Annotated in this window: 17 protein-coding genes and 4 tRNA genes; 8 read left to right on the top strand and 13 right to left on the bottom strand. The window is 63.7% G+C overall.

The features are described 5' to 3' along the window. Window positions 1-88 precede the first annotated feature (88 nt). The gene (locus ASC94_RS01325; RefSeq protein ID WP_056389627.1) at window positions 89-1,606 is read left to right on the top strand and encodes a bifunctional ADP-dependent NAD(P)H-hydrate dehydratase/NAD(P)H-hydrate epimerase; all 1,518 of its coding nucleotides are present in this window, start codon (window positions 89-91) and stop codon (window positions 1,604-1,606) included. Here ASC94_RS01325 and ASC94_RS01320 read toward each other — a convergent pair. Then, window positions 1,603-2,304, bottom strand: coding sequence for an ABC transporter ATP-binding protein (locus ASC94_RS01320; protein WP_056391980.1), 702 nt, complete (start codon window positions 2,302-2,304; stop codon window positions 1,603-1,605). The two genes, ASC94_RS01325 and ASC94_RS01320, sit on opposite strands and share 4 nt — an antisense overlap. A gap of 49 nt (window positions 2,305-2,353) precedes the next feature. Between ASC94_RS01320 and ASC94_RS01315 the strand changes: the two genes are divergently transcribed. Beyond that, the gene (locus tag ASC94_RS01315; protein WP_056389624.1) at window positions 2,354-2,998 is read left to right on the top strand and encodes an arylesterase; all 645 of its coding nucleotides are present in this window, start codon (window positions 2,354-2,356) and stop codon (window positions 2,996-2,998) included. Continuing rightward, the gene (mnmH, locus tag ASC94_RS01310) at window positions 2,995-4,047 is read left to right on the top strand and encodes a tRNA 2-selenouridine(34) synthase MnmH (RefSeq protein ID WP_056389621.1); all 1,053 of its coding nucleotides are present in this window, start codon (window positions 2,995-2,997) and stop codon (window positions 4,045-4,047) included. The genes ASC94_RS01315 and mnmH overlap by 4 nt, the downstream gene beginning before the upstream one ends. A 91-nt stretch (window positions 4,048-4,138) precedes the next feature. Here mnmH and ASC94_RS01305 read toward each other — a convergent pair whose 3' ends face one another. The 12 genes from ASC94_RS01305 to ASC94_RS01250 form a co-directional block, all read right to left on the bottom strand. Next, window positions 4,139-6,058, bottom strand: coding sequence for a SurA N-terminal domain-containing protein (locus tag ASC94_RS01305; protein ID WP_082615999.1), 1,920 nt, complete (start codon window positions 6,056-6,058; stop codon window positions 4,139-4,141). A 149-nt stretch (window positions 6,059-6,207) separates the two neighbouring features. Next, window positions 6,208-6,284, bottom strand: a tRNA-Asp gene (locus ASC94_RS01300). A gap of 25 nt (window positions 6,285-6,309) precedes the next feature. Then, a tRNA-Asp gene (locus tag ASC94_RS01295) sits at window positions 6,310-6,386 on the bottom strand. Window positions 6,387-6,440: 54 nt separating this feature from the next. After that, window positions 6,441-6,516 (bottom strand) — tRNA-Val (locus ASC94_RS01290). A gap of 53 nt (window positions 6,517-6,569) precedes the next feature. Then, window positions 6,570-6,857, bottom strand: coding sequence for an HU family DNA-binding protein (locus ASC94_RS01285; RefSeq protein ID WP_307188286.1), 288 nt, complete (start codon window positions 6,855-6,857; stop codon window positions 6,570-6,572). Between the two features lie 177 nt (window positions 6,858-7,034). Then, window positions 7,035-9,446 carry an endopeptidase La gene (gene lon / locus ASC94_RS01280; protein WP_056389611.1) on the bottom strand — a complete coding sequence of 804 codons (2,412 nt, stop codon included), beginning with the start codon at window positions 9,444-9,446 and terminating at the stop codon, window positions 7,035-7,037. A 284-nt stretch (window positions 9,447-9,730) separates the two neighbouring features. Then, the gene (gene clpX / locus ASC94_RS01275) at window positions 9,731-10,999 is read right to left on the bottom strand and encodes an ATP-dependent Clp protease ATP-binding subunit ClpX (RefSeq protein WP_056389610.1); all 1,269 of its coding nucleotides are present in this window, start codon (window positions 10,997-10,999) and stop codon (window positions 9,731-9,733) included. 171 nt (window positions 11,000-11,170) lie between these two features. Then, window positions 11,171-11,788 (bottom strand): ATP-dependent Clp endopeptidase proteolytic subunit ClpP, encoded by a 618-nt coding sequence (gene clpP / locus ASC94_RS01270; RefSeq protein WP_056391978.1) that lies wholly within the window; start codon window positions 11,786-11,788, stop codon window positions 11,171-11,173. A gap of 41 nt (window positions 11,789-11,829) precedes the next feature. After that, a complete protein-coding gene (tig, locus tag ASC94_RS01265; RefSeq protein WP_056391976.1) occupies window positions 11,830-13,170 on the bottom strand; it encodes a trigger factor in 1,341 nt (446 codons plus the stop codon). A gap of 33 nt (window positions 13,171-13,203) precedes the next feature. Beyond that, window positions 13,204-13,290: transfer RNA gene (locus tag ASC94_RS01260), tRNA-Leu, on the bottom strand. A 270-nt stretch (window positions 13,291-13,560) separates the two neighbouring features. Beyond that, window positions 13,561-16,647 carry an efflux RND transporter permease subunit gene (locus ASC94_RS01255; protein ID WP_056389606.1) on the bottom strand — a complete coding sequence of 1,029 codons (3,087 nt, stop codon included), beginning with the start codon at window positions 16,645-16,647 and terminating at the stop codon, window positions 13,561-13,563. Next, window positions 16,644-17,813 carry an efflux RND transporter periplasmic adaptor subunit gene (locus tag ASC94_RS01250; RefSeq protein ID WP_373888096.1) on the bottom strand — a complete coding sequence of 390 codons (1,170 nt, stop codon included), beginning with the start codon at window positions 17,811-17,813 and terminating at the stop codon, window positions 16,644-16,646. The genes ASC94_RS01255 and ASC94_RS01250 overlap by 4 nt, the downstream gene beginning before the upstream one ends. A gap of 172 nt (window positions 17,814-17,985) precedes the next feature. Between ASC94_RS01250 and hpnC the strand changes: the two genes are divergently transcribed. From hpnC to ASC94_RS01230, 5 genes are all read left to right on the top strand, one after another. Beyond that, the gene (gene hpnC / locus ASC94_RS01245; RefSeq protein WP_056389604.1) at window positions 17,986-18,852 is read left to right on the top strand and encodes a squalene synthase HpnC; all 867 of its coding nucleotides are present in this window, start codon (window positions 17,986-17,988) and stop codon (window positions 18,850-18,852) included. A 34-nt stretch (window positions 18,853-18,886) separates the two neighbouring features. Then, window positions 18,887-19,720 (top strand): presqualene diphosphate synthase HpnD, encoded by an 834-nt coding sequence (gene hpnD, locus ASC94_RS01240; RefSeq protein WP_056389600.1) that lies wholly within the window; start codon window positions 18,887-18,889, stop codon window positions 19,718-19,720. 6 nt (window positions 19,721-19,726) lie between these two features. Next, entirely contained in the window at window positions 19,727-21,229 is a 1,503-nt protein-coding gene (locus ASC94_RS01235) for an FAD-dependent oxidoreductase (RefSeq protein ID WP_056389597.1), read from the top strand. 155 nt (window positions 21,230-21,384) lie between these two features. After that, window positions 21,385-21,507: a hypothetical protein gene (locus ASC94_RS33970; protein WP_267875078.1), complete on the top strand. Its 123-nt coding sequence runs from the start codon at window positions 21,385-21,387 to the stop codon at window positions 21,505-21,507. 15 nt (window positions 21,508-21,522) lie between these two features. Next, window positions 21,523-22,320: a DUF1700 domain-containing protein gene (locus ASC94_RS01230; RefSeq protein WP_056389594.1), complete on the top strand. Its 798-nt coding sequence runs from the start codon at window positions 21,523-21,525 to the stop codon at window positions 22,318-22,320. Window positions 22,321-22,326 lie beyond the last annotated feature (6 nt).

Raw genomic sequence — 22,326 nt, 5'->3', positions numbered from 1 at the left:
GCATGGCAAGGTTTTGGGGGACGATAGCGCGGCTCGGCGGCAGCGCTTCAATGCTAGAATGACATCACCTCCACTGCCATGGCCGGCCATGAATCCACTCTACACCGTCGCAGAAATCCGCCACATCGAACACACCGCCGCCCAGCGCCTGCCGCCGGGCGCGCTGATGCAGCGGGCCGGCCAGGCGGGCGCCAACGCGGCGCTGGACCTGCTGCCATTCTCCACCGGCCGCGCGCGCGTGCTGGTGCTGGCCGGCCCGGGCAACAATGGCGGCGACGCGCTGGAGACTGCCGCCCACCTGGCCTATGCCGGCGCGCAGGTCAGCATCCTGCACATCGACGGCGGCGCGCCGGGCTCTCCCGAGCGCGTCCAGGCGCTGCAGAGGGCCCGCGGCAGCGCGGCCGCATTCACGGAAATGGGTCTGGAGGAACTGGCCGGCATCGAATGGAACCTGGTGGTGGACGGCTTGTTCGGCATCGGCCTGACACGGCCGCTGGAAGGCCATCTGCGCGCGCTGGTGGCGGCGGTGAACGGCCTGCCCTGCGCGCGGCTGGCGCTGGACGTGCCCAGCGGGCTCGATGCCGACACCGGTGCCATCGTCGGTGCGGACGGCGTCGCCGTGCGCGCCACGCACACCGTCACCTTCATCGGCGACAAGCCCGGCCTGCACACCTGCGAAGGCCGCGACCACGCGGGCCTGGTGCAGATCTCGCGGCTGGACCTGGAAGCGTCGCTGTTCCCGCCTTCGCGCCAGCACCTGAACGACGTCAAATTCTTCGTGCGCCACGTGCGCGCGCGGCGCCACAACACGCACAAGGGCAGCTATGGCAACGTGGCCGTGCTGGGCGGGGCGCACGGCATGGCGGGCGCGGCGGTGTTGGCAGCGCGGGCGGCACTGCTGACCGGCGCCGGCCGCGTCTACGCCTGCTTTGCCGGCGATGCGCCGGCCTACGACAGCGCCTATCCGGAACTGATGTGCCGCCAGGCCGGCGATGCCGATTTCAAGGCCGTCGTGGTGGTGGCAGGCCCCGGTCTCGGCAGCGCGCCCGCCGCGCATGGCCTGCTGGCGCGCGCGGCCGGCGGCGGCGGCCCGCTGGTGCTGGACGCGGATGCGCTCAACCTGCTGGCATCCGACCCGGCGCTGGCGGCCGCGCTGGCCGGGCGCACCGGCCCCACGCTGCTCACGCCGCACCCGCTGGAGGCGGCGCGCCTGCTGGACATACCGGTAGCCGAAGTCCAGGCGGACCGGCTCSCCGCCGCGCGCCGGCTGGCCGCGCGGATGCGGGCGGTGGTGGTGCTGAAAGGGTCGGGTACGGTGGTGGCGGAGCCGCTGGGCCAGGTGGTCATCAACACCACCGGCAACCCCGCGCTGGCCACGGCGGGCACCGGCGACGTGCTGTCGGGACTGTGCGGCAGCCTGCTGGCACAGGGCTGGCCGGCCTGGGAAGGGGCGCTGGCGGCGGTCTGGCTGCACGGCATGGCGGCGGACGTGATGGTGGCCGAAGGCATGGGGCCAATCGGCATCACGGCGGGCGAACTGATACCGTTTATCCGCACGGCGCTGAACCGCATGGTCCAGCACCACGGCCACGGCCAGGCGCGTTAAACGATGCGCCCGGCCGCAATGGTGATGACGCGGCCGCAGCGGGCGGCAATCGACGGGTCGTGCGTCACCAGCACCAGCGTGGAACCGTGTTCGCGGTTCAGTTCAAACATCAGCTGGATCACCGCTTCGCCGGTGGCCGCGTCCAGCGAACCGGTAGGCTCGTCGGCAAACAGCAGCGGCGGCTGGCCCACGAAGGCGCGCGCCAGCGCCACGCGCTGCTGCTCGCCGCCGGACAGGTACTTCGGATAGTGCTTCAGGCGGCTGGACAGGCCGACCCGCCCCAGCATGGCCTCGGCCTTGGCGCGCGCGTCGCCGTCCCCGGCCAGCTCCAGCGGCAGCATCACGTTCTCCAGCGCCGTCAGGTGCGCCAGCAGCTGGAAGGACTGGAACACGAAGCCCAGCTTCGCCTTGCGCACGGCGGCGCGGCCATCCTCGTCCAGGGCGTAGATATCGCTGCCGTCCAGGTGCACGCTGCCGGTGCTGGGCGAATCCAGGCCGGCCAGCAAGCCCAGCAAGGTGGACTTGCCCGAACCGGAAGCGCCAACGATGGCAAGCGTCTCGGCCTTTTGCACGGTAAAATCCACGCTGTGCAGGATGGTCAGCTCACCGCTGGCATCGGCCACGCGCTTGCTCAGCCCCGCCACCACGATGGCCGCCTCGCTGCGCGCACCGGCCGGCACAGTGCCGCTGTCCAGCATGGACGGCGAATCCGGAATGAAATTGCTGGACGCTTTAGGGAATTCAGGCATGGTCTTTTTGAAGAAATTACGTCAGGTTCTGTGGCTGCCAGTGGCAGTGCTGCTCATGTTCAGCGCCGCCGCAAGCGCCTATTCTGCACCAAAAACCGTGCTGGTGCTGGGCGACAGCCTGTCTGCCGAATACGGCCTGGCGCGCGGCGCCGGCTGGGTGGCGCTGCTGGAACAGAAACTGCAGGCGCAGAAAATTGACGCGCGCATCGTCAACGCCAGCGTCAGCGGCGAAACCACCAGCGGCGGGCGCACCCGCCTGCCGGCACTGCTGGGCAAGCACAAGCCCGACATCGTGGTCATCGAACTGGGCGCCAACGACGGCCTGCGCGGCCTGCCGGTGGCTGCAGCCGAAGCCAATCTGCGCGCCATGGTCAAGCAGGCGCGCGATGCCGGTGCCCAGGTGCTGCTGGTGGGCATGCGCATGCCGCCCAACTACGGGCGCGACTACGCCGACAAATTCTTCGCCATGTTCGGCGCCCTCAGCAAGGACGTGAAAGCGCCGCTGGCGCCCTTCATGCTTGACGGCGTGGCCGAAAAGGCCGAACTGTTCCAGGCCGACCGCCTGCACCCGCTGGCGGCCGCCCATCCCATCATCCTTGGCAACATCTGGCCGCATCTGCAGCCGCTACTGAAAGCAAAATGAAATATCCCGAAATCCTGCGCTTCGCCGACATCGCCGGCCGCCTCGGCGAATTCGACGCCATCATCGACGCGCGCAGCCCGTCCGAGTACGCCCTCGACCACCTGCCCGACGCCATCAACTGCCCGGTGCTGAACGACGAGGAACGCATCCAGGTCGGCACCACCTACAAGCAAGTCAACTCCTTCGAAGCGCGCAAGATGGGCGCGGCCATGGTGGCCCGCAACATCAGCGCCCACATCGACGCGCTGTGGCTGGACAAGCCGCGCGACTGGCGGCCGCTGGTCTACTGCTGGCGCGGCGGCAACCGCAGCGGCTCGCTGGCCCACATCATGGCCAAGATAGGCTGGCCGGTGGTGCAGCTGGACGGCGGCTACAAAGACTTCCGGCAGTTCGTCAGCAGCGCCCTGGAGCACCCGCCGGCGCTGGACTACCGCGTGGTGTGCGGCACCACCGGCAGCGGCAAGAGCCGGCTGCTGCAGACGCTGGAATCGATCGGCGCGCAGGTGCTGGACCTGGAACAGCTGGCCGCCCACCGCGGCTCGGTGCTGGGCGGCCTGCCCAGCCAGCCGCAGCCCACGCAGAAAGCCTTCGAAACGGCCATCTGGGACCGCCTGCACCGCTTCGACCCCGCGCTGCCGGTGTTCGTCGAATCCGAGAGCAAGAAGGTGGGCGCGCTGCGGGTGCCGGGCGCGCTGATGGAACAGATCCGCGCCGCGCGCTGCATCTCGCTACAGCTATCGCGCGCGCACCGCGTGCAGCTGCTGATGGAAGACTACCAGCACTACACGCAGGACGCCGGCCCGCTCAACGAACAGCTGGGCTACCTGGCCGCGCTGCACGGCAACGAAAAGATCAGCAACTGGCAAAGCCTGGCCAGCGAAGGCCGCATGGCCGAGCTGGTGGAAGCGCTGCTGGCCGAGCACTACGACCCCGCCTACACCCGCTCCATCGGCCGCAACTTCCCCCGCATCGCCAACGCCCAGGTGCTCGACCTGCCCGGCATCGCGCCCGCCGACATGCTCGCCGCCGCCCGCCAGCTCCACCCCTAAACCAAAAAAAATGGGGTCAGGGTTAATTATTCGGGAAACATTTCCCGGATAATTAACCCTGACCCCATTTTCGGGGACGGCGGCGTTGGTGTTACTTGGCGTCCGCGGTCTTGGCCGTTTCTGCCGAGGCCAGGATCTTGACCTTGGATTTTTGCTTGAGCGCTTCCACGTAGGCCGCCATTTCCTGCTCGGCCACGATGCTGGTGATTTGCTCTTCTTCGGCTTTGCGGCGCGCGGCGTCCTGCGTTGCGGGCTGCTGCACTTTGCCGATGCGATACACGCCGTAGCCTGCGCCCGGCACTTCCACGCCCACGTAGGCCGGCAGCTTGCTGGCGTCGGCTTTCATGACTTCGGCCAGCACCTGCGGGCTCAGGCCCTTGCCTTCGGTGCGCGACACGATCTGCGCCGGGCCGAAGCCTTCCGCGCCGCCGGCTGCCTTGGCGGCGGCCATCTTGGCCTCGCCTTCCTTGCGCGCCAGCTTGACCGATTCTTCGGCCGCCACGCGCTGGCGGATGGCCGCGTCGACTTCGGCCAGCGGACGCTTGGCCGCAGGCTTGAATTCGACAATGCGGCCCGCCACCAGGGTGCTCGGCGCCACTTCAACCGCTTCGGTGTTGCGCTTGTTTTTCAGCGAGTCAGCCGAGAACAGCGCGGTCAGGAACTTGGCGTTGTTGTACGGCGCCGCGCCCAGGGCCGGCGAAGGATTGCGCGCCACGCGCTCGGCCGTTTCCACTTTCAGCTTGAGCTTGTCGGCCACCGGCTTCAGGCTGTCGGACTGCTCGTAGACGGTGTTGGTAAAGGCTTCGGCCATCTCGGAATACTGCTTGCCGGCTTTCTGTTTTTTCAGGTCGGCGGCGATGGTGTCCTTCACTTCTTCCAGCGGCTTGGTGGCCGATGGCTTGAGCGAGGTGATGGTCACCACGTGGTAGCCGAACTCGGTCTCGACCGGACCGGCGATCTCGCCCTGCTTCATGCTGAAGGCTTTGTCTTCCAGCGCTTTCGGCAGCGAGCCTTTTTCCAGTTCGTTCAGGTCGCCGCCCTGCTCGGCCGACGATGGATCCTGCGACTTGGCCTTGGCAATCTTGGCGAAATCGGCCGGGTTCTTCTTCACCTCGGCCAGGATGGCTTCGGCCTTGGCCTTGGCTGCTGCCTTGTCGGCGGCGCTGGCGTCCTTGCCCACGGTGACCAGGATGTGGCTGGCGCGGCGCGATTCGGCGCTGGCGAAGCGCGCCTTGTTGGCTTCGTAGTAGGCGGCCACCTCGGCGTCGGTCACGCTGACCTGCTCGGCCACGGCGGCGGCGCTGAACACCACGTATTCGATCTTGGCTTGCTCAGGCGTTTCGAACAGCTTGCTGTTCTTGTCGTAGAAGGCTTTCACCATCTCGTCGGTGACTTTGACTTGCGACAGGTACTGGGCGGCCGGGAACAGCTGTTCCTGCACCTCGCGTTCCTGCGAGCCGAAATCGGAGATCTGCTTGGCCACCGCGCGCGGCACGATGCCGGTGCCTTGCACGGCGCCTGCCAGCTGCTGCAGCGCCATGTCGCGGCGCAGCTGGGCTTCGTAGCCGGCTGGCGACAGCCCTTGCGCGCCCAGCAGCGCCTTGTAGCGCTCCATGTCGAAGCTGCCGTCGTCCTTGCGCAGGCCGGGGGTGTCCAGGATCTGCTTTTGCAGCACGCTGTCGGCCACGGTCAGGTGGCTGCGCACCATTTCAGCGGCCACTGCGCGGTCGGCCACCAGGCGCTCCAGCACGTTCTGCTTGAACTCGGGGGTGTCGAACAGCTTCTGGTCGAACTGCGCGCCCATACGCTGGCGGAAGCTGTCGAGCTGGCTGCGCTGCGCGGCTTCCCATTCCTGCCGGGTTACGGACTGGTCGCCGACCTTGGCCACGACGTTGGCCTGGTCGCCGGTGTTGTTGTAGCCGGCCACGCCGACCAGCACAAACGACGGCACGATCAGGATCGCCAGTAAAATCTGCATCAGCTTTTGATGCGTGCGTATAAATTCAAACATGGTCCGCCATTCTGAGGAGAGGAAATATTCCGTCGCGATTTTACAGCGCCGCGCCGCTCTATAGCAAGGCGCAGTTTTGAGAAAACGGCAAGCATGCCAGAATTGAAAAAGCCCCTGCAACTTCGCAGCTGCAGGGGCTTCCATATTCTTGGCGGAGCGGACGGGACTCGAACCCGCGACCCCCGGCGTGACAGGCCGGTATTCTAACCAACTGAACTACCGCTCCTGGTCAGATGTTTATGTGTATTTGCTGGCGGAGCGGACGGGACTCGAACCCGCGACCCCCGGCGTGACAGGCCGGTATTCTAACCAACTGAACTACCGCTCCAGCAAATACAGGTACAGCATCACTGTTACCACAACGTGTACAACATGGCTTGACTGGTGGGCGCTGAGAGGCTCGAACTCCCGACCTAAGCCTTGTAAGGGCTCCGCTCTACCAACTGAGCTAAGCGCCCAATCAAACCGCTTCAGTGAGTTTCAAGCTGGCTTGGCAACTCACCGAAGTCCGTTAGTTTACAGCATCCTTCAAAGCTTTGCCAGCTTTAAATTTAGGAACCTTGGCTGCATCGATCACGATTTCTTCTTTCGTGCGCGGATTGCGGCCGGTGCGGGCAGCGCGTTCGCTCACGGAGAAAGTGCCGAAGCCGACCAGGGTGACGCTGTCGTTCTTGGCCAGAGTAGTAGTTACGCCATCGATCACCGCATCCAGTGCGCGCGCAGCAGCCGCTTTCGAGATGTCAGCGGAAGTGGCAATATGGTCGATCAATTCAGTCTTGTTCACAAGCTTCCCCGTCACAAAGGTTTATATCGTTTATACCGTTTTTATACGGCAGAGAAAATCTCAGGCCGTATTAAACAAGCCGTTGCAACCTTGTGTCAAGGGAAACACAGTACAAAACCACAGTAAAAATTGAAACAGGCGCTTAAAAAGCGCCTGTTTATGGTCAAACGGACAATTTATGCAAGCCGGGGCTTAGTGCTTGACGACTTCGCCCTGCCCGTCCACCTTGGCTGCCGCTGCGGCCACCGCCTCCACCGGAGGGGTTTCCACGACAGCTTCCGGCTGGCGTTCCAGTGCGATTTCCAGCACTTTGTCGATCCAGCGCACCGGCACGATTTCCAGCTTGTTCTTCACGTTGTCCGGAATCTCGGCCAGGTCCTTCACGTTCTGCTCGGGGATCAGGACCGTCTTGATGCCGCCGCGATGCGCCGCCAGCAGCTTCTCTTTCAGGCCGCCGATCGGCAGCACTTCGCCGCGCAGCGTGATCTCGCCCGTCATCGCCACGTCGGCGCGCACCGGGATGCCCGTGAACACGGACACCAGCGCGGTCGTCATCGCGATACCGGCCGAAGGACCGTCCTTCGGCGTGGCGCCTTCCGGCACGTGGATGTGGATGTCGCTCTTCTCGAACACTTCGGGCTTGATGCCCAGCCGCGCCGAACGGCTGCGCACCACGGTGCGAGCTGCCTCGATCGATTCCTTCATCACGTCGCCCAGCGTGCCGGTGCGGATCACGTTGCCCTTGCCCGGCATGGTCACGGCTTCGATGGTCAGCAGATCGCCGCCCACCTCGGTCCATGCCAGACCGACCACCTGGCCAACCTGGTTTTCCTTCTCGGCCACGCCGAAGTCGTAGCGGCGCACGCCCAGGAACTTGTCCAGGTTTTTCGGCGTCACGGCGACCTTCTTCTCGGTCTTCTTCAGCAGCAGCATCTTGACCACCTTGCGGCAGATCTTCGACACTTCGCGTTCCAGCGAACGCACGCCGGCTTCGCGGGTGTAGTAGCGGATGATGTCGCGCAGCGCGGCTTCCGATACCGAGATCTCTTCTTCCTTCAGACCGTTGTTCTTGATCTGTTTCGGCAGCAGGTAGCGCTGCGAGATGTTGGTCTTCTCGTCTTCCGTGTAGCCCGACAGGCGGATCACTTCCATGCGGTCCAGCAGGGCCGGCGGAATGTTGTACGAGTTCGAAGTCGCCACGAACATCACGTCGCTCAAGTCGAAGTCCACCTCGATGTAGTGGTCGGAGAACGTGTGGTTCTGCTCAGGGTCCAGCACCTCCAGCAGGGCCGACGACGGATCGCCGCGGAAGTCCGCGCCCATCTTGTCGATTTCGTCCAGCAGGAACAGCGGGTTGCGCACGCCGACTTTCGCCAGCGACTGCAGCACCTTGCCCGGCATGGAGCCGATGTAGGTACGGCGGTGGCCGCGGATCTCGGCTTCGTCGCGCACGCCGCCCAGCGCCATGCGCACGAACTTGCGGTTCGTGGCGCGCGCGATGGACTGGCCCAGCGAGGTCTTACCCACGCCCGGAGGACCCACGAAGCACAGGATGGGCGCCTTCAGCTTGTCGACGCGCTGCTGCACCGCGAGGTATTCCAGGATGCGTTCCTTGACCTTGTCCAGGCCATAGTGGTCGCCTTCCAGCACTTTCTCGGCGTTCGCCAGGTCGTTGTTGACCTTGGACTTCTTCTTCCAGGGCAGGCCGACCAGGGTGTCGATGTAGTTGCGCACCACGGTGGCTTCGGCCGACATGGGCGACATCAGCTTGAGCTTTTTCAGCTCGGCGTTGGCCTTGTCCAGTGCCTCTTTCGGCATCTTGGCGGCGGCCACTTTCTTTTCCAGTTCGTCCAGGTCGGCGCCGTCTTCGCCTTCGCCCAGCTCCTTCTGGATCGCCTTGACCTGCTCGTTCAGGTAGTACTCGCGCTGCGACTTTTCCATCTGGCGCTTGACGCGGCCGCGAATGCGCTTTTCCACCTGCAGGATATCGAGCTCGCCTTCCAGCTGGCCGAGCAGGTGCTCCAGGCGCTTGGCGACGTTGAAGATCTCAAGGATGACCTGCTTCTGCTCAAGTTTGAGGGGCAGATGCGCAGCCACCGTGTCGGCCAGGCGGCCGGCGTCGTCGATGCCGGACAGCGAAGCCAGGATCTCCGGCGGGATTTTCTTGTTCAGTTTGACGTACTGGTCGAACTGTTGGACGATGGCGCGGCGCATCGCTTCGATTTCCGAATCATCGCCGATCTCGGAATCGAGCGGGGTCAGATCGGCCACGAAGTGCGTCGGCGCGTCGGTGATCTTCTTGATGCGGGCGCGCTGGGCACCCTCGACCAGCACCTTGACGGTGCCGTCCGGCAGTTTCAGCATCTGCAGGATGTTGGCCACGCAACCGATTTCATAAATGTCGGAGGCGGAAGGTTCGTCCTTGGCGGCAGCTTTCTGGGCGGCGAGCATGATGCTCTTGCCCTGCTCCATCGCGGCTTCCAGCGCCTTGATCGACTTGGGGCGACCTACAAACAGCGGTATCACCATATGCGGGAAAACTACAACATCCCGCAGTGGCAATAACGGCAGTTGAGTTTGCTCAGTTAATTTGGAAGTTGTCATGGCGTACCTTATGTGAAAGCGTGTTGCAGATATTGGCGCAAAGATGCCAAATCACAAGACCCGGCAGATAATAATTCTCTGAAATACTAACTATTGCATAACGCAAGGACTCCAGAGGGACTGCCGTGCTATAAAAATATGCAGAATTCAAATAAAAAAGCCACGCGCGACGCAGGCATCGCGTGTGGCTTTCCGAATGAAGCCTGCATTCTTTTATTGATTTAAATTGTACCGCCTTGCCTCATGGATGCAAAACGAATTTTGCGCATGTGTGCAGTCCTTATTTAATTTTCACCAGATGCTTTAGGCGTTTCCTGATAAATCAACAAGGGCTTGGCGCCGCTGGTGATGGTGTTTTCATCAATCACCACTTTACTCACATTCTGCTCGTTGGGCAGCTCGTACATCACATCCAGCAGCGCGTGTTCCAGGATCGAGCGCAGGCCGCGCGCGCCGGTCTTGCGGGCCAGTGCCTTCTTGGCGATGGCATGCAGAGCGGCAGGCCGGATTTCCAGCTCCGAGCCTTCCATGTCCAGCAGCTTGGAGTATTGCTTGACCAGGGCGTTCTTCGGTTCGATCAGGATCTGGATCAGCGCTTCTTCCGTCAGTTCGGCCAGCGTGGCCACCACAGGCAGGCGGCCCACCAGTTCGGGGATCAGGCCGAACTTGATCAGGTCTTCCGGTTCCGCTTCCATCAGGATCTCGGAGGCAGCGCGCTGCTCCTTGCTCTTGACGGTGGCCGAGAAGCCGATGCCGCTCTTTTCCGAACGGTTGGAGATGATCTTGGCCAGGCCGTCGAAGGCGCCGCCGCAGATGAACATGATGTTGGTGGTGTCGATCTGCACGAAGTCCTGGTTAGGGTGCTTGCGCCCGCCCTGCGGCGGCACCGAGGCCATGGTGCCCTCGATCAGCTTGAGCAGCGCCTGCTGCACGCCCTCGCCCGACACGTCGCGCGTGATGGACGGGTTGTCGGACTTGCGCGAGATCTTGTCGATCTCGTCGATGTAGACGATGCCGCGCTGGGCTTTTTCCACATCGTAGTTGCAGCTTTGCAGCAGCTTCTGGATGATGTTCTCGACGTCTTCACCCACGTAGCCCGCTTCGGTCAGGGTGGTGGCGTCGGCGATCACGAAGGGCACGTTGAGCATGCGCGCCAGGGTCTGGGCCAGCAGTGTCTTGCCCGAGCCGGTGGGGCCGACCAGCAGGATGTTGCTCTTGGCCAGTTCCACGTCATCCTTCTTGCCCAGGTGCTTCAGACGCTTGTAATGGTTGTACACGGCCACCGACAGGATGCGCTTGGCGGTCTGCTGGCCGATGACGTACTGGTCCAGCAGTTCCTTGATTTCGTGCGGGGTCGGCAGGTCCGACTTGGCGCCGGTGACCGATTCAATGCTCGACGTCTCGTCACGGATGATGTCGTTGCACAAGTCGATGCATTCGTCGCAGATGAAGACGGACGGGCCGGCGATCAGCTTCTTGACCTCGTGCTGGCTCTTGCCGCAGAACGAGCAATAGAGGAGTTTTTCGCCGCTGGAGGATTTTTTCTCGGACATGGGACTTGTTTAAGTAGTTGCAAGATTGGTGCAGCGTACACCTTGCCTATTTTGCCCTGGGCAAAACGTGCATGGGTGCACATAGCACATGCTACCTGAAATAAAAAAGAAACGCCCGGAACGTTGTAGCGTCCGGGCGTCTTTTTTGAGTTTCTCAGCGCAGGGAACGCATCAGCCGCGGTTGGTCAACACTTTGTCGATCAGGCCGTATTCCGTTGCTTCTTCGGCGGACAGGAAACGATCGCGGTCGGTGTCCTTGGCGATCTGTTCCACGGTCTGGCCGGTGCGCTCGGCCATGATCGAGTTCAGGCGGTGGCGCAGGTACAGGATTTCCTTGGCCTGGATTTCAATGTCCGACGCCATGCCCTGCGAGCCGCCCGACGGCTGGTGAATCATGATGCGCGAGTTCGGCAGCGAGAACCGCTTGCCCTTCGCGCCAGCCGCCAGCAGGAAGGCGCCCATCGACGCCGCCATGCCGGTGCACAGGGTGGACACGTCCGGCTTGATAAACTGCATCGTGTCGTAGATCGCCAGGCCGGCCGAAACCGAACCGCCAGGAGAGTTGATGTACAGCGAGATATCCTTGTCAGGATTTTCGCTCTCCAGGAACAGCAGCTGGGCCACGATCAGATTGGCCATCTGGTCGTTGACGGGGCCGACCATGAAAATCACGCGCTCCTTCAACAGGCGCGAGTAGATGTCATAGGAGCGCTCGCCACGGCCGCTTTGTTCAATCACCATCGGCACCAGGCCGAGCATTTCAGTGTCGAGTGCCGGATTACGGTTCATCATGCATTGTTCCTTGTGATGCAGCTTCTTCTGAAGCTGGATTACGCTTGCGCGTTGCTTCCCATCAGCTCGTCGAAGGCAACAGCCTTGGACGTGGTTTTCGACAGGCCCAGAACGAAGTTAACGACGTTTTCTTCCAATACAAGGGCTTCGACTTCCGCCAGGCGGCGGCGGTCGCTGTAGTAGTACTTCAGCACTTCGCGCGGGTCTTCGTAGCTTTGTGCGAAGTCTTCCACTTGCGCTTTCACTTGCTCCGGCAGCGCTTGCAGCTTGTTTTCGTTAACCAGTTGCGACAGGATCAGGCCCAGGCGCACGCGGCGCTCGGCTTTTTCCGCGAACAGTTCTGGTGGGAATGGTACATCTTTTACGTTCATGCCGCGTTGCGCCATGTCTTGACGGGTCATTTCGGCCAGGCGCTCGGTGTCTTGGGCGATCAGGGCTTGCGGCACGTCCAGGGTGGCGGTCTTGACCAGCGCATCCATCACGGCTTCCTTGTTGCGTGCTTTCACACGGCCGTTGACTTCGCGTTCCAGGTTGACTTTGATGTCTTCGCGCATTTTGGCCAGGTCGCCGTCGGCAACGCCCAGCGATTTGGCGAATTCCGCGTCAACTTCCGGCAGGTGCGCCCATTCCAGCTTCTTCAGCGTGATGGTGAACTGGGCGGTTTTGCCGGCCACGTCCTTGCCATGGTAGTCCTCTGGGAAAGCCAGGTCGAAGGTCTTGGCTTCGCCCACTTTCAGGCCCACGGTGGCTGCTTCGAATTCCGGCAGCATGCGGCCTTCGCCCAGAACGAATGCGTAGTCTTCGGCTTTGCCGCCTGGGAATTCAACGCCGTCGATGGAGCCGACGAAGTCCACGGTCACGCGGTCGCCGTTGGCAGCAATCGGCGCACCGCCGTCGCCGTGTTCACCGGCCTCACCCTTGGTGTGGAAGTGCACGCGCTGCTTGCGCAGGATTTCGATGGTCTTGTCGATTTCCGCGTCCGACACGTCGGCTTTCACGGTTTCGATTTCAACGGTGGACAGGTCGCCGATCACGACTTCCGGATACACTTCGAAGGTGGCGTCGAAGGTCAGCTGGCCTTCCGGCGCGTCGTTCTTTGGTTCGATGCGTGGGTAGCCTGCTACGCGCAGTTCGGCGGCATTGGCGGCGTCGTTGAAGGCGCGGCCTACTTTATCGTTCAGCACTTCGGTTTCGATCTGATAACCGTATTGTGCGGCGACCATTTTCATGGGCACTTTGCCAGGACGGAAGCCTGGTGCCTTAGCCGACTTGGCTTGCACTTTCAGGCGCTTCTCAACTTCCGAGCGGACTTCGCTCAGCGGGAAGGAGATCGTGATACGACGTTCGAGTTTGCCCAGGGTTTCGACTGCAGTTGCCATGTAAAAATCGTCCAAAAAATATAAAGAATACTGTGGTGCGAGGAGGGGGACTCGAACCCCCACACCATTGCTGGCGTCAGGACCTAAACCTGGTGCGTCTACCAATTTCGCCATCCTCGCGGCGTATTTGTACAAAAGCAAAGGGCGGCCCGTTTTTCAATAAGGTCCATTGAAAACGGCACGCCCTTTCCCCGCCGCAGCAGGGGCTTTCAACTTCAACGCGGTATTTTACTGTTTTTTTCAGAGTACGGAAGGGTTTTTTAACCTAAACACAACGTTATAAACGTAATGCCTTGATTCCTCTGCAAATTCAGCTTCCGCGCGGCGGGTTACGCGCTGCGCGCTAACCCGCCCTACGTGTGTCTCACTGGTTCTCACTGGTACGTGGCATTACGTTTGCGCCGGCTTTTTGACGCGGAACCAGGCCGCGTACAGCGCCGGCAGGAACAGCAATGTCAATGCCGTGGCCAGTATCAGGCCGCCCATGATGGCCACTGCCATCGGCCCCCAGAACACGGAGCGCGACAACGGTATCATCGCCAGCGCCGCCGCGGCCGCCGTCAGGATGATGGGACGGCAGCGCCGCACCGCCGATTCCACGATCGCATCCCACGGCTCCGCGCCACCCTTGATGTCCTGCTCGATCTGGTCCACCAGGATCACGGAGTTACGGATGATCATGCCGAACAGCGCGATGATGCCCAGGTTGGCCACGAAGCCCAGCGGACGCCCCAGCAGCAGCAAGGCGGCCGCCGCGCCGGCCACGCCCAGCGGCCCGGTGAGGAACACCAGCAGCGCGCGCGAGAAGCTGTGCAGCTGCAGCATCAGCAGGGTGAAGATGATGAAGATCGCCAGCGGCAGATTGGCCGAGATCGACGCTTCCGCCTCGCTGCTGTCGGACGCGGCGCCCTTCACGTCGATGCGGTAGCCGGCCGGCAGGTTCTTGCGCAGCTCGTCCAGCCTGGGATCGATCTGGCCGGTGACGGTCGGGCCCTGGATGCCTTCGGCCACGTCGGACTGCACGGTGATGGCCCATTCGCGGCCTTCACGCCACACCACGCCCGGCTCCCACACGAAGTGCACGCGCGCCAGCTGGCCGATGGTGACGGACTTGCCGTTCGCCGTCGGAATATTGGTGTCGTTCAGCCTGGAGATGGTGTTGCGCTCCTCCAGCGGCTGGCGCACCTGGATGTCGATCAGCTTGATGCCGTCTCGGAACTGGCCCACCGTGGTGCCGGACAGGATGGTATTGGCCGCGCGCATCACCGTTTGCGAGGTGACGCCCAGGGCGCGCATCTTGTCCTGGTCCAGGTCCATGCGCAGCACTTTCACCGACTCGTTCCAGTTGTCGTTCACGCCCAGTGTGTTCGGATTGGCACGCATGATGTCCTTCACCTGGTCGGCGATGACGCGCACCTTCTCCACCTCGCCGCCGATCACGCGGAACTGCACCGGGTACGGCACGGGCGGACCGTTAGGCAGCAGCTTCACGCGGCCGCGCACTTCCGGGAAGTCCTCCTTGAACAGCTTGGTGATCTTCTGGCGCAGCTCTTCGCGCGCCTTCAGGTCCTTCGGCAGCACCACGAATTGCGACACGTTCGTCTGCGGGAAGATCTGGTCCAGCGGCAGGTAGAAGCGCGGGCTGCCGGTGCCGACATAGCTGGTCACGCTGACGACGCCTTCCTGCTTCTGGATGAAGGACTCGAATTTCTTCACCTGTTTTTCATTGGCGGCGAACGCGGTCCCTTCCGGCATCCAGATTTCCACCATCAGCTCGGGGCGGCTCGAATCCGGGAAGAACTGCTTTTCGATGAAACCGAAGCCGTACACGCCCAGGAAAAAGACGGCCAGCGTGGCGGCGATGGTGGTCTTGCGCCATTCGACGCACCAGTTCACAAGCGAGCGGAATTTGCGGTAGCCCGGCGTGTCGAACAGTTCATGGTGGCCGTCGCCGTGGGGCTGCACTTTCAGCAGCAGGTAACCGATGTAGGGCGTGAAGAGCACCGCCACGAACCACGATATGATCAGCGCCAGCGCATTCACCGAGAACAGCGTGAAGGTGTACTCGCCCGCCGCCGATTTGGCCAGGCCGATGGGCAGGAAGCCCGCCACGGTGATCAGCGTGCCGGTCAGCATGGGCAGCGCGGTGGAAGTGTAGGCAAAGGTGGCCGCGTCGAAGCGCGAGAAGCCCTCCTCCATCTTACGCACCATCATTTCCACGGCGATGATGGCGTCATCCACCAGCAGGCCAAGGGCGATGATCAGCGCGCCCAGCGAGATCTTGTGCAGGTCGATGGACAGCATGCGCATGAACAGGAAGGTCACGGCCAGCACCAGCGGAATGGTCAGCGCCACCACCAGGCCGGGACGCGCGTCCAGGCGGAACTTGGGCTTGGTGTGCATGCCCAGCGAGACGAAGCTCACGGCCAGCACGATCAGCACCGCCTCGATCAATGTGTGCACGAACTCGCCCACCGAGGCCTTCACGGCGCTCGGCTGGTCCGACACGCGCTGGAGCTCGATACCGACCGGCAGCTTGGCCTTCATCTCGGCCACGGTCTTCTCCATGCTCTCGCCCATCTTGATGATGTTGCCGCCCTTCTCCATCGACACGCCCAGGCCGATCACTTCCTTGCCGTTGAAACGCATCTTCTCGGTCGGCGGATCTTCGTATTCGCGCTTGATGGTGGCGAAGTCGCCCAGGCGGAAGGTGGTGCCGTTGGCGCGCAATTCCAGCTCTTCCAGGTCCTTGACGCTCTTCAGGGCGCCGGTCACGCGCACCTGCAGGTTGTCGGTCGGGGTCACCAGCACGCCGGTCGATTCGATGTTGTTCTGCGTGGCGATCTGGTTGACGATGGCCTCGAAAGGAATGCCCAGCTGGGCAAACTTCTTGTGCGAGAACTCGATATTGATCTTCTCTTCCTGTACCCCGAACAGTTCGACCTTGGACACCTGCGACACGCCCAGCAGCTGCTGGCGCGCGAAGTCGGCGTAGTCCTTCATTTCGGCATAGGTGAAGCCGTCGCCCGACAGCGCGAAGATGGAGCCGTAGGTGTCGCCGAATTCGTCGTTGAAGAACGGGCCCTGCACGCCCTGCGGCAAGGTGCCCTTGATGTCGCCGATCTTCTTGCGCACCTGATACCAGGACTCCGCCGTCTCTTTCGGCGGGGCCGATTCGCGCAGCTCGACCAGGATCAGCGTTTCGCCAGGCTTCGAGTAGCTGCTGATCTCATTGACGTGCGGCGTCTCCTGCAGCTTCTTTTCCAGCTTGTCCGTGACCTGCTCGGCCATCTGCAGCGCGGTAGCGCCGGGCCAGAAGGCGCGCACCACCATCACTCGGAAGGTGAAGGGCGGGTCTTCGTCCTGGCCCAGGTTGGCGTAGCTCAGCATGCCGCCCAGCAGCAGCACGGCCATCAGGTAACGCGTCAGGGGGATGTGTTCGAGCGCCCAGCGTGAGAGGTTGAAGCCGTCCTTCATTTGGCGGCTCCGGCCGGCTTGGCGGGCGCAGTGGTGGCCGCAGTGGCCGCAGCGGGGGCGGCCGGCTTGCTCAATTCTTCACCGAGTATCTTCACCTTCTGGCCCGGCTTGAGCACGTTCACGCCGGCCGTCACGATGGTGTGGCCGGGCTTGACGCCGGAGGCCAGCACGATGTCGTTGCCGGCCACGCCGCCCGGCGTCACCGGCACCAGCTTGACGGCGCCGCCCTCCACCACCCAGACCGAGGTGGTGGCCTTTTCATAATGCAGGGCCGTGAGCGGCACCTTGATCTGCGGCTGCGCGGTCCTGGACGCGAACTCCACCACTGCCGTCATGCCCAGCTTCGCCTCGGCCAGGCTGTCGGGGATGGTCACCTTGACCGTGTAGGTGCGGGTGGCCGGATCGGCCGCGGGCGAAATCTCGCGGATCTTGCCGGGCACCGCATGCTGCGGGTTGGCCCACAGGCGCACGCGCACGTCGGAAATGGACTTGAGCGCGTCGACCTTGTCTTCCGGGATGCCGATCACAATTTCCCGCTCGCCCGCCTTGGCAACGCGCACCACCGGCGTGCCGGCCGCCACCACCTGGCCAGCTTCGGCGTCCACCGCCGTCACCACGCCGTCCACGTCGGACACCAGCGCCGCGTAGCCGGCCTGGTTGGCCTGCGCGCGGTAGCCGGCCTGCGCCGCTTCCACGTTGGCCTGCGCCGATTTGTAGGCGGAGTCCTTGCTGTCCAGGATAGTCTGGGCCACGAAATTCTGGGCTTTCAGGTCCTGGTAGCGTTTCAGTTCCGCCTTGGCGAAGTCGCGCGCGGTCTCGGCGGCGCGCAGCGAAGCCAGTGCCTGCGCCTGCGACAGCTTCAAGTCCTGCGGGTCGAGCTGCATGAGCTGCTGGCCCTTCTTGACAACCGAGCCCACCTCCACGCTGCGCGAGACGATTTTACCCGGCACGCGGAAGCCCAGGCGCGACTCCACGCGCGCCCTCACCTCGCCGGAGAACTCGGCATCCACATCGATGTCGCTGGCTTGCAGGACGATGGCGCGTACGGGACGGATATCTTCGGTCTTCTCGGGCTGCTTGCCACAGCCGCCCAACAGCACGGCGGCGGCGCACAGCGCCAGGGCCGGGATGCCGGACAAGGATGAAGAGGGACGCAGGTTTTTCAGGGAGTACACATTAATTCCTTTACTATGCGGGCTGCTTTGGATTGCGGCGATAGCACTTTGCCACTATGATGGTTCCGGCCAGAAAGTAAATGACTTTCCGTTAATTAAAAATTATAAGCCGTGACACACTCTTTGCAAATGACTTTCGCGTCATTTACTTGAATACCCCTATATGTCTGTAGACCATTACGAGAATTTCCCAGTCGCCTCCGTGCTGCTGCCGCGCCGCCTGGTGCCGGCCGTGGAGGCGATTTACGCCTTCGCCCGCAGCGCCGACGACCTGGCCGACGAAGGCGACGCCACGCCCGAACAGCGCCTGGCAGCGCTGGCCGCCTATGAACAGGCGCTGGACCGCATCGCCGCCGGCGAGCCGGGGCTGGAGCCGATGTTCGCGCGCCTGGCCGGCGTGATCGCGCAGTACGACTTGCCGCTGCAGCCCTTCCGCGACCTGCTGTCCGCCTTCAAACAGGACGTCACCGTGACGCGCTACGCCAGCTACGAGGCGCTGCTGGATTACTGCGCGCGCTCAGCCAACCCGGTCGGCTTGCTGATGCTGTCGCTCTACGGGCAGGCGGACGCGGACAACGTGCGCGATTCCGATGCCATTTGCTCAGCGTTACAGATTATCAACTTTTTACAAGACGTGGCGATCGATCTGCACAAGGAGCGCATCTACCTGCCGATGGAAGACCTGGCACGCTTTGCCGTGTCCCCTGCCGCGCTGGACCATCCCGGCGGCACAGCCAAGTGGCGCAGCCTGATGAAGTTCGAAGTGGCGCGCGCGCGGGCGCTGATGCTGAGCGGCGCGCCGCTGGCGCTGCGCCTGCGGGGCCGCATCGGGATGGAGCTGCGCATGGTGGTGCAAGGCGGGCTGCGCATCCTGGAGGCGATCGAAGAGGTCGATTACGACGTGTTCCGGCGCCGGCCCAAACTCACGCGCGGCGACTGGATCAAGGTGGCCTGGCGCAGCCTGAGGATGAAAGCCCTGATGAAACGCGCCATGAAAAGCCCCCCGGCTGCGGCGCTTCCCTTAGAATAGCGGCTTCGATCGCCTCACCCTTGCTTTTTTGACCATGTCACCAGACGAATACTGCCAGCAAAAAGCCGCCGCCAGCGGGTCCAGTTTCTACTACAGCTTCCTGTTCCTGCCGCAGGAACGGCGCCGCGCCATCATGGCGCTGTACGCGTTCTGCCGCGAAGTGGACGACACGGTGGACGAGTGCACCGACGAATCGGTGGCGCGCATAAAGCTGGCCTGGTGGCGCAAAGAGATCACCGGCATGTACGAGGGCAAGCAATCGCACCCTGTGACGCAGGCCTTGCAGCCCCACCTGGCGGTGTACCAGCTGAAGCAGGAGCACCTGCAAGCCATCATCGACGGCATGGAGATGGACCTGAACCAGACGCGCTACCTGGATTACGCGGGCATGTCCAAGTACTGCTGGCACGTGGCCAGCGTGGTGGGCATCCTGTCGGCCAGCATTTTCGGCGTGACCAATCCGCAAACCCTGCAGTTCGCCGAGAAGCTGGGCCACGCTTTCCAGCTGACCAACATCATCCGCGACGTGGGCGAGGATGCCCGCAAGGGCCGCATCTACCTGCCCGTGAACGAGCTGCAGCAGTTCAATGTAACCGCGGCTGACCTGCTCAATGCGCGCCACACCGAGAACTTCGAAAACCTGATGAAGTTCCAGATCGCCCGCGCCCACAAGGCTTACGACGAGGCCTTCGCGCTGCTGCCGAAGGAAGACCGCCGTGCGCAGCGTCCCGGCCTGATGATGGCGGCCATCTACCGCACCCTGCTCACCGAGATCGAGGCCGATGGCTACCACGTGCTGAACCAGCGTATCTCGCTGACGCCGATCCGCAAGCTGTGGCTTGCGTGGAAAACCTATATCCGTGGTTAAAGCTGCATGACACAGCCGACAGCGCGCAAGGTTGCCGTGGCGGGCGCCGGCTGGGCGGGCTGCGCGGCGGCCATGGAACTGGCGCGCGCCGGCTGCACGGTCACCCTGCTGGAATCGGCACGCACCCTGGGCGGGCGGGCGCGGCGCGTGGAGATGGATGGCCGCCAGGTGGACAACGGACAGCACATCATGCTGGGCGCGTACGCCGAAACGCTGCGGGTAATGAAGCTGGCGGGCGTGGACCTGAAGGCGGCCGTGCTGTCCTTGCCGCTGCAGATGCGCTACCCGCCCGGCGCAGGCGGCATGGACTTCGTGGCGCCGCGCCTGCCCGCGCCCCTGCACCTGCTTGGCGCCCTGCTGCGGGCCGGCGGCCTGGCGCGGGAAGACAAGCTGTCGCTGGCGCGCTTTTCCACCACCGCGCGCTGGATGGACTGGCGCCTGGACACCGACTGCAGCGTGGATGCACTGCTGGAACGCTTTGACCAGACGCCGCGCCTGATCCAGCTGATGTGGCGTCCCCTGTGCCTGGCCGCGCTGAACACGCCGCCGGAGCGCGCCTCCGCGCAGGTATTCCTCAGCGTGCTGCGCGACAGCCTGGGCGCGCGCCGCAAGGCGTCCGACATGCTGATCCCGCGCGCCGACCTGAGCGCGCTGTTCCCCGACACCGCAGCAGCCTATGTGGTCCGCCACGGCGGCACCGTGCATACCGGCGCCAAAGTGACCGGGCTGGCGCCGCTGCCCGGCGGCCGCTGGCGGCTCGAAGCCACGGGCAACGCGCTGGGCGACGGCTGGACGGACGAATTTGACGCCGTGATCCTCGCCCACGGCGCGCCCGCCACCGCCGCCCTGCTGCGTGCCATGGCGCCGGCGGACACGCAATCCTCGCAGGCTCCGCGCGCCCCGCTGACCGGGCCGGACGCCCCTGCCGCACAAGCTACGCTGGCCGCGCCGGCCCCGCTGCCCGCGCTGACCGAGCCAGGCGGCCCGGCCGCACAAGCCACCTTGGCCACGCTGGCCACGCTGGCCGCGCAGCTGGAAGCCTTCACGCCGGAAGCCATCACCACCTGCTACCTGCAATACGGCGCCGGCGTGCGGCTTGACCTACCCTTCTACGCCCTGCTGGACCGCCCCTCCGCCGGCCACTGGGGCCAGTTCGTGTTCGACCGTGGCCAGCTCGATGCCGCGCAGGCGGGCATGCTGGCGGTGGTCATCAGCGCGTCCGGCGCAGCCGCCGAACTGGGGCAGCAGGCCCTCAGCGCCGCTATCGCCGCCCAACTGGCCGCCGTGCTGCGCCGCCCCGAACTGGCGCATCCCTCCTGGAGCCGCGTCATCACCGAAAAGCGCGCCACCTACGCCTGCCGCCCCGCCATGCAGCGCCCGGCCAACGCCACCGGCCTGCCCGGCCTGCTGCTGGCGGGCGACTACACCGCCGGCGACTACCCGGCCACCCTGGAAAGCGCGGTGCGCAGCGGCGTGGCAGCCGCGAACACATTGTTAACGAGCAAATAGGCCGGCAAGCATGGCTCCGCTCCAGAACGTCCCCGGCTATCCCCTTCATATGTCGTCTGCCCCGCCGTTTATGCATCCTGTCGCACGCCAGTGGTCTGTACAAGTTGGTTTGCGTACAGTCGCATCATCGGTAGTGAATCAATATGGAGCAGAACATGACCCTCGGACTGACTTTGAAAACCTTGGCAGTGGTGGCCGTGGTGGCCGCCAGCACGGTTGCCATCGTGCTGAGCGAGCGCCTCGCCCCGGCAGTTTCCGTGTCGCAATACGCGTTTTAAACGCAGGAGTGTTAGATGGATAAGCAGGCTTACCTCGACGCGCTGCAAAAGGCCCTGGCGGGACTGCCGCCGGAAACGGTCGCCAAGACCCTGGCCTACTACGAGCAGCGCTTTGTCGACGGCGTGATGGCCGGCCGCAGCGAGCAGGAGATCGCCGCCGACCTCGGCGAGCCGCGCAAAATCGCCATGACGCTGCGCGCCAACGTTCACATGACGGCCTTCGAGCAAAAGAAAACCCCGGTCAATGCCGCCCGCATGGCCGTGTCGCTGGCCGGGCTGGCGATTTTCAACCTGATCATGGTAGTGCCGGCCATCGTGTACGCCGCGCTGCTGGGCACTGTCTACGTGTGCGCCTTCACCTTCTACCTGAGCGGCATCGTGATCACCGCCAGCGGCCTGTCCGGCACCAATGAGCTGGTGCTGGACGGCCCGCTGCGCGACGTGATCCAGTTCGACAACCGCGACGGCGAGGGCCACCGCACCCAGACCCGGATCGCCATCGGCCACGACGGCATCCAGATTTACCAGGAACCGCTGGACGGCTACGACGCCCCACCGGCCGACGCCGACGGCGAAGACGGCGACAGCCGCTCCGGCAAGATCATCGAAAAGGCCGAGCGCATGGCCAGCAGCGCGGTCCACATCTCCACAGACCTGGATGGCGAATCGCGCACCACCCAGTCGGTGTTGGGCATGACACTGGTGATCGCGGGCATCCTGCTCAGTTTGCTGAGCCTGGTGGTGACCAAGTACACCATCCTCGGCATCAAGCGCTACATCCAGGTGAATTTTTCCCTGTTGCGGGGCCGCTAAGGCGGA

It is taken from the genome of Massilia sp. Root418, from assembly GCF_001425265.1.
Classification (GTDB): Bacteria; Pseudomonadota; Gammaproteobacteria; order Burkholderiales; family Burkholderiaceae_D; genus Rugamonas.
Note: the sequence above shows the minus strand (reverse complement) of the source record. Positions and strands in the feature narration are given on the sequence as shown.

What these genes read in the sequence shown, in the direction of transcription:
- ASC94_RS33970 (WP_267875078.1), top strand. Translation starts at nt 21,385, where the DNA reads ATGACCCTCGGACTGACTTTGAAAACCTTGGCAGTGGTGGCCGTGGTG.
- hpnC (WP_056389604.1), top strand. Translation starts at nt 17,986, where the DNA reads ATGTCTGTAGACCATTACGAGAATTTCCCAGTCGCCTCCGTGCTGCTG.
- ASC94_RS01255 (WP_056389606.1), bottom strand. Translation starts at nt 16,647, where the DNA reads ATGAAGGACGGCTTCAACCTCTCACGCTGGGCGCTCGAACACATCCCC.
- tig (WP_056391976.1), bottom strand. Translation starts at nt 13,170, where the DNA reads ATGGCAACTGCAGTCGAAACCCTGGGCAAACTCGAACGTCGTATCACG.
- ASC94_RS01320 (WP_056391980.1), bottom strand. Translation starts at nt 2,304, where the DNA reads ATGCTGGACAGCGGCACTGTGCCGGCCGGTGCGCGCAGCGAGGCGGCC.
- ASC94_RS01305 (WP_082615999.1), bottom strand. Translation starts at nt 6,058, where the DNA reads ATGTTTGAATTTATACGCACGCATCAAAAGCTGATGCAGATTTTACTG.
- lon (WP_056389611.1), bottom strand. Translation starts at nt 9,446, where the DNA reads ATGACAACTTCCAAATTAACTGAGCAAACTCAACTGCCGTTATTGCCA.
- ASC94_RS01315 (WP_056389624.1), top strand. Translation starts at nt 2,354, where the DNA reads ATGGTCTTTTTGAAGAAATTACGTCAGGTTCTGTGGCTGCCAGTGGCA.
- mnmH (WP_056389621.1), top strand. Translation starts at nt 2,995, where the DNA reads ATGAAATATCCCGAAATCCTGCGCTTCGCCGACATCGCCGGCCGCCTC.
- ASC94_RS01235 (WP_056389597.1), top strand. Translation starts at nt 19,727, where the DNA reads ATGACACAGCCGACAGCGCGCAAGGTTGCCGTGGCGGGCGCCGGCTGG.
- clpP (WP_056391978.1), bottom strand. Translation starts at nt 11,788, where the DNA reads ATGAACCGTAATCCGGCACTCGACACTGAAATGCTCGGCCTGGTGCCG.
- clpX (WP_056389610.1), bottom strand. Translation starts at nt 10,999, where the DNA reads ATGTCCGAGAAAAAATCCTCCAGCGGCGAAAAACTCCTCTATTGCTCG.
- hpnD (WP_056389600.1), top strand. Translation starts at nt 18,887, where the DNA reads ATGTCACCAGACGAATACTGCCAGCAAAAAGCCGCCGCCAGCGGGTCC.
- ASC94_RS01230 (WP_056389594.1), top strand. Translation starts at nt 21,523, where the DNA reads ATGGATAAGCAGGCTTACCTCGACGCGCTGCAAAAGGCCCTGGCGGGA.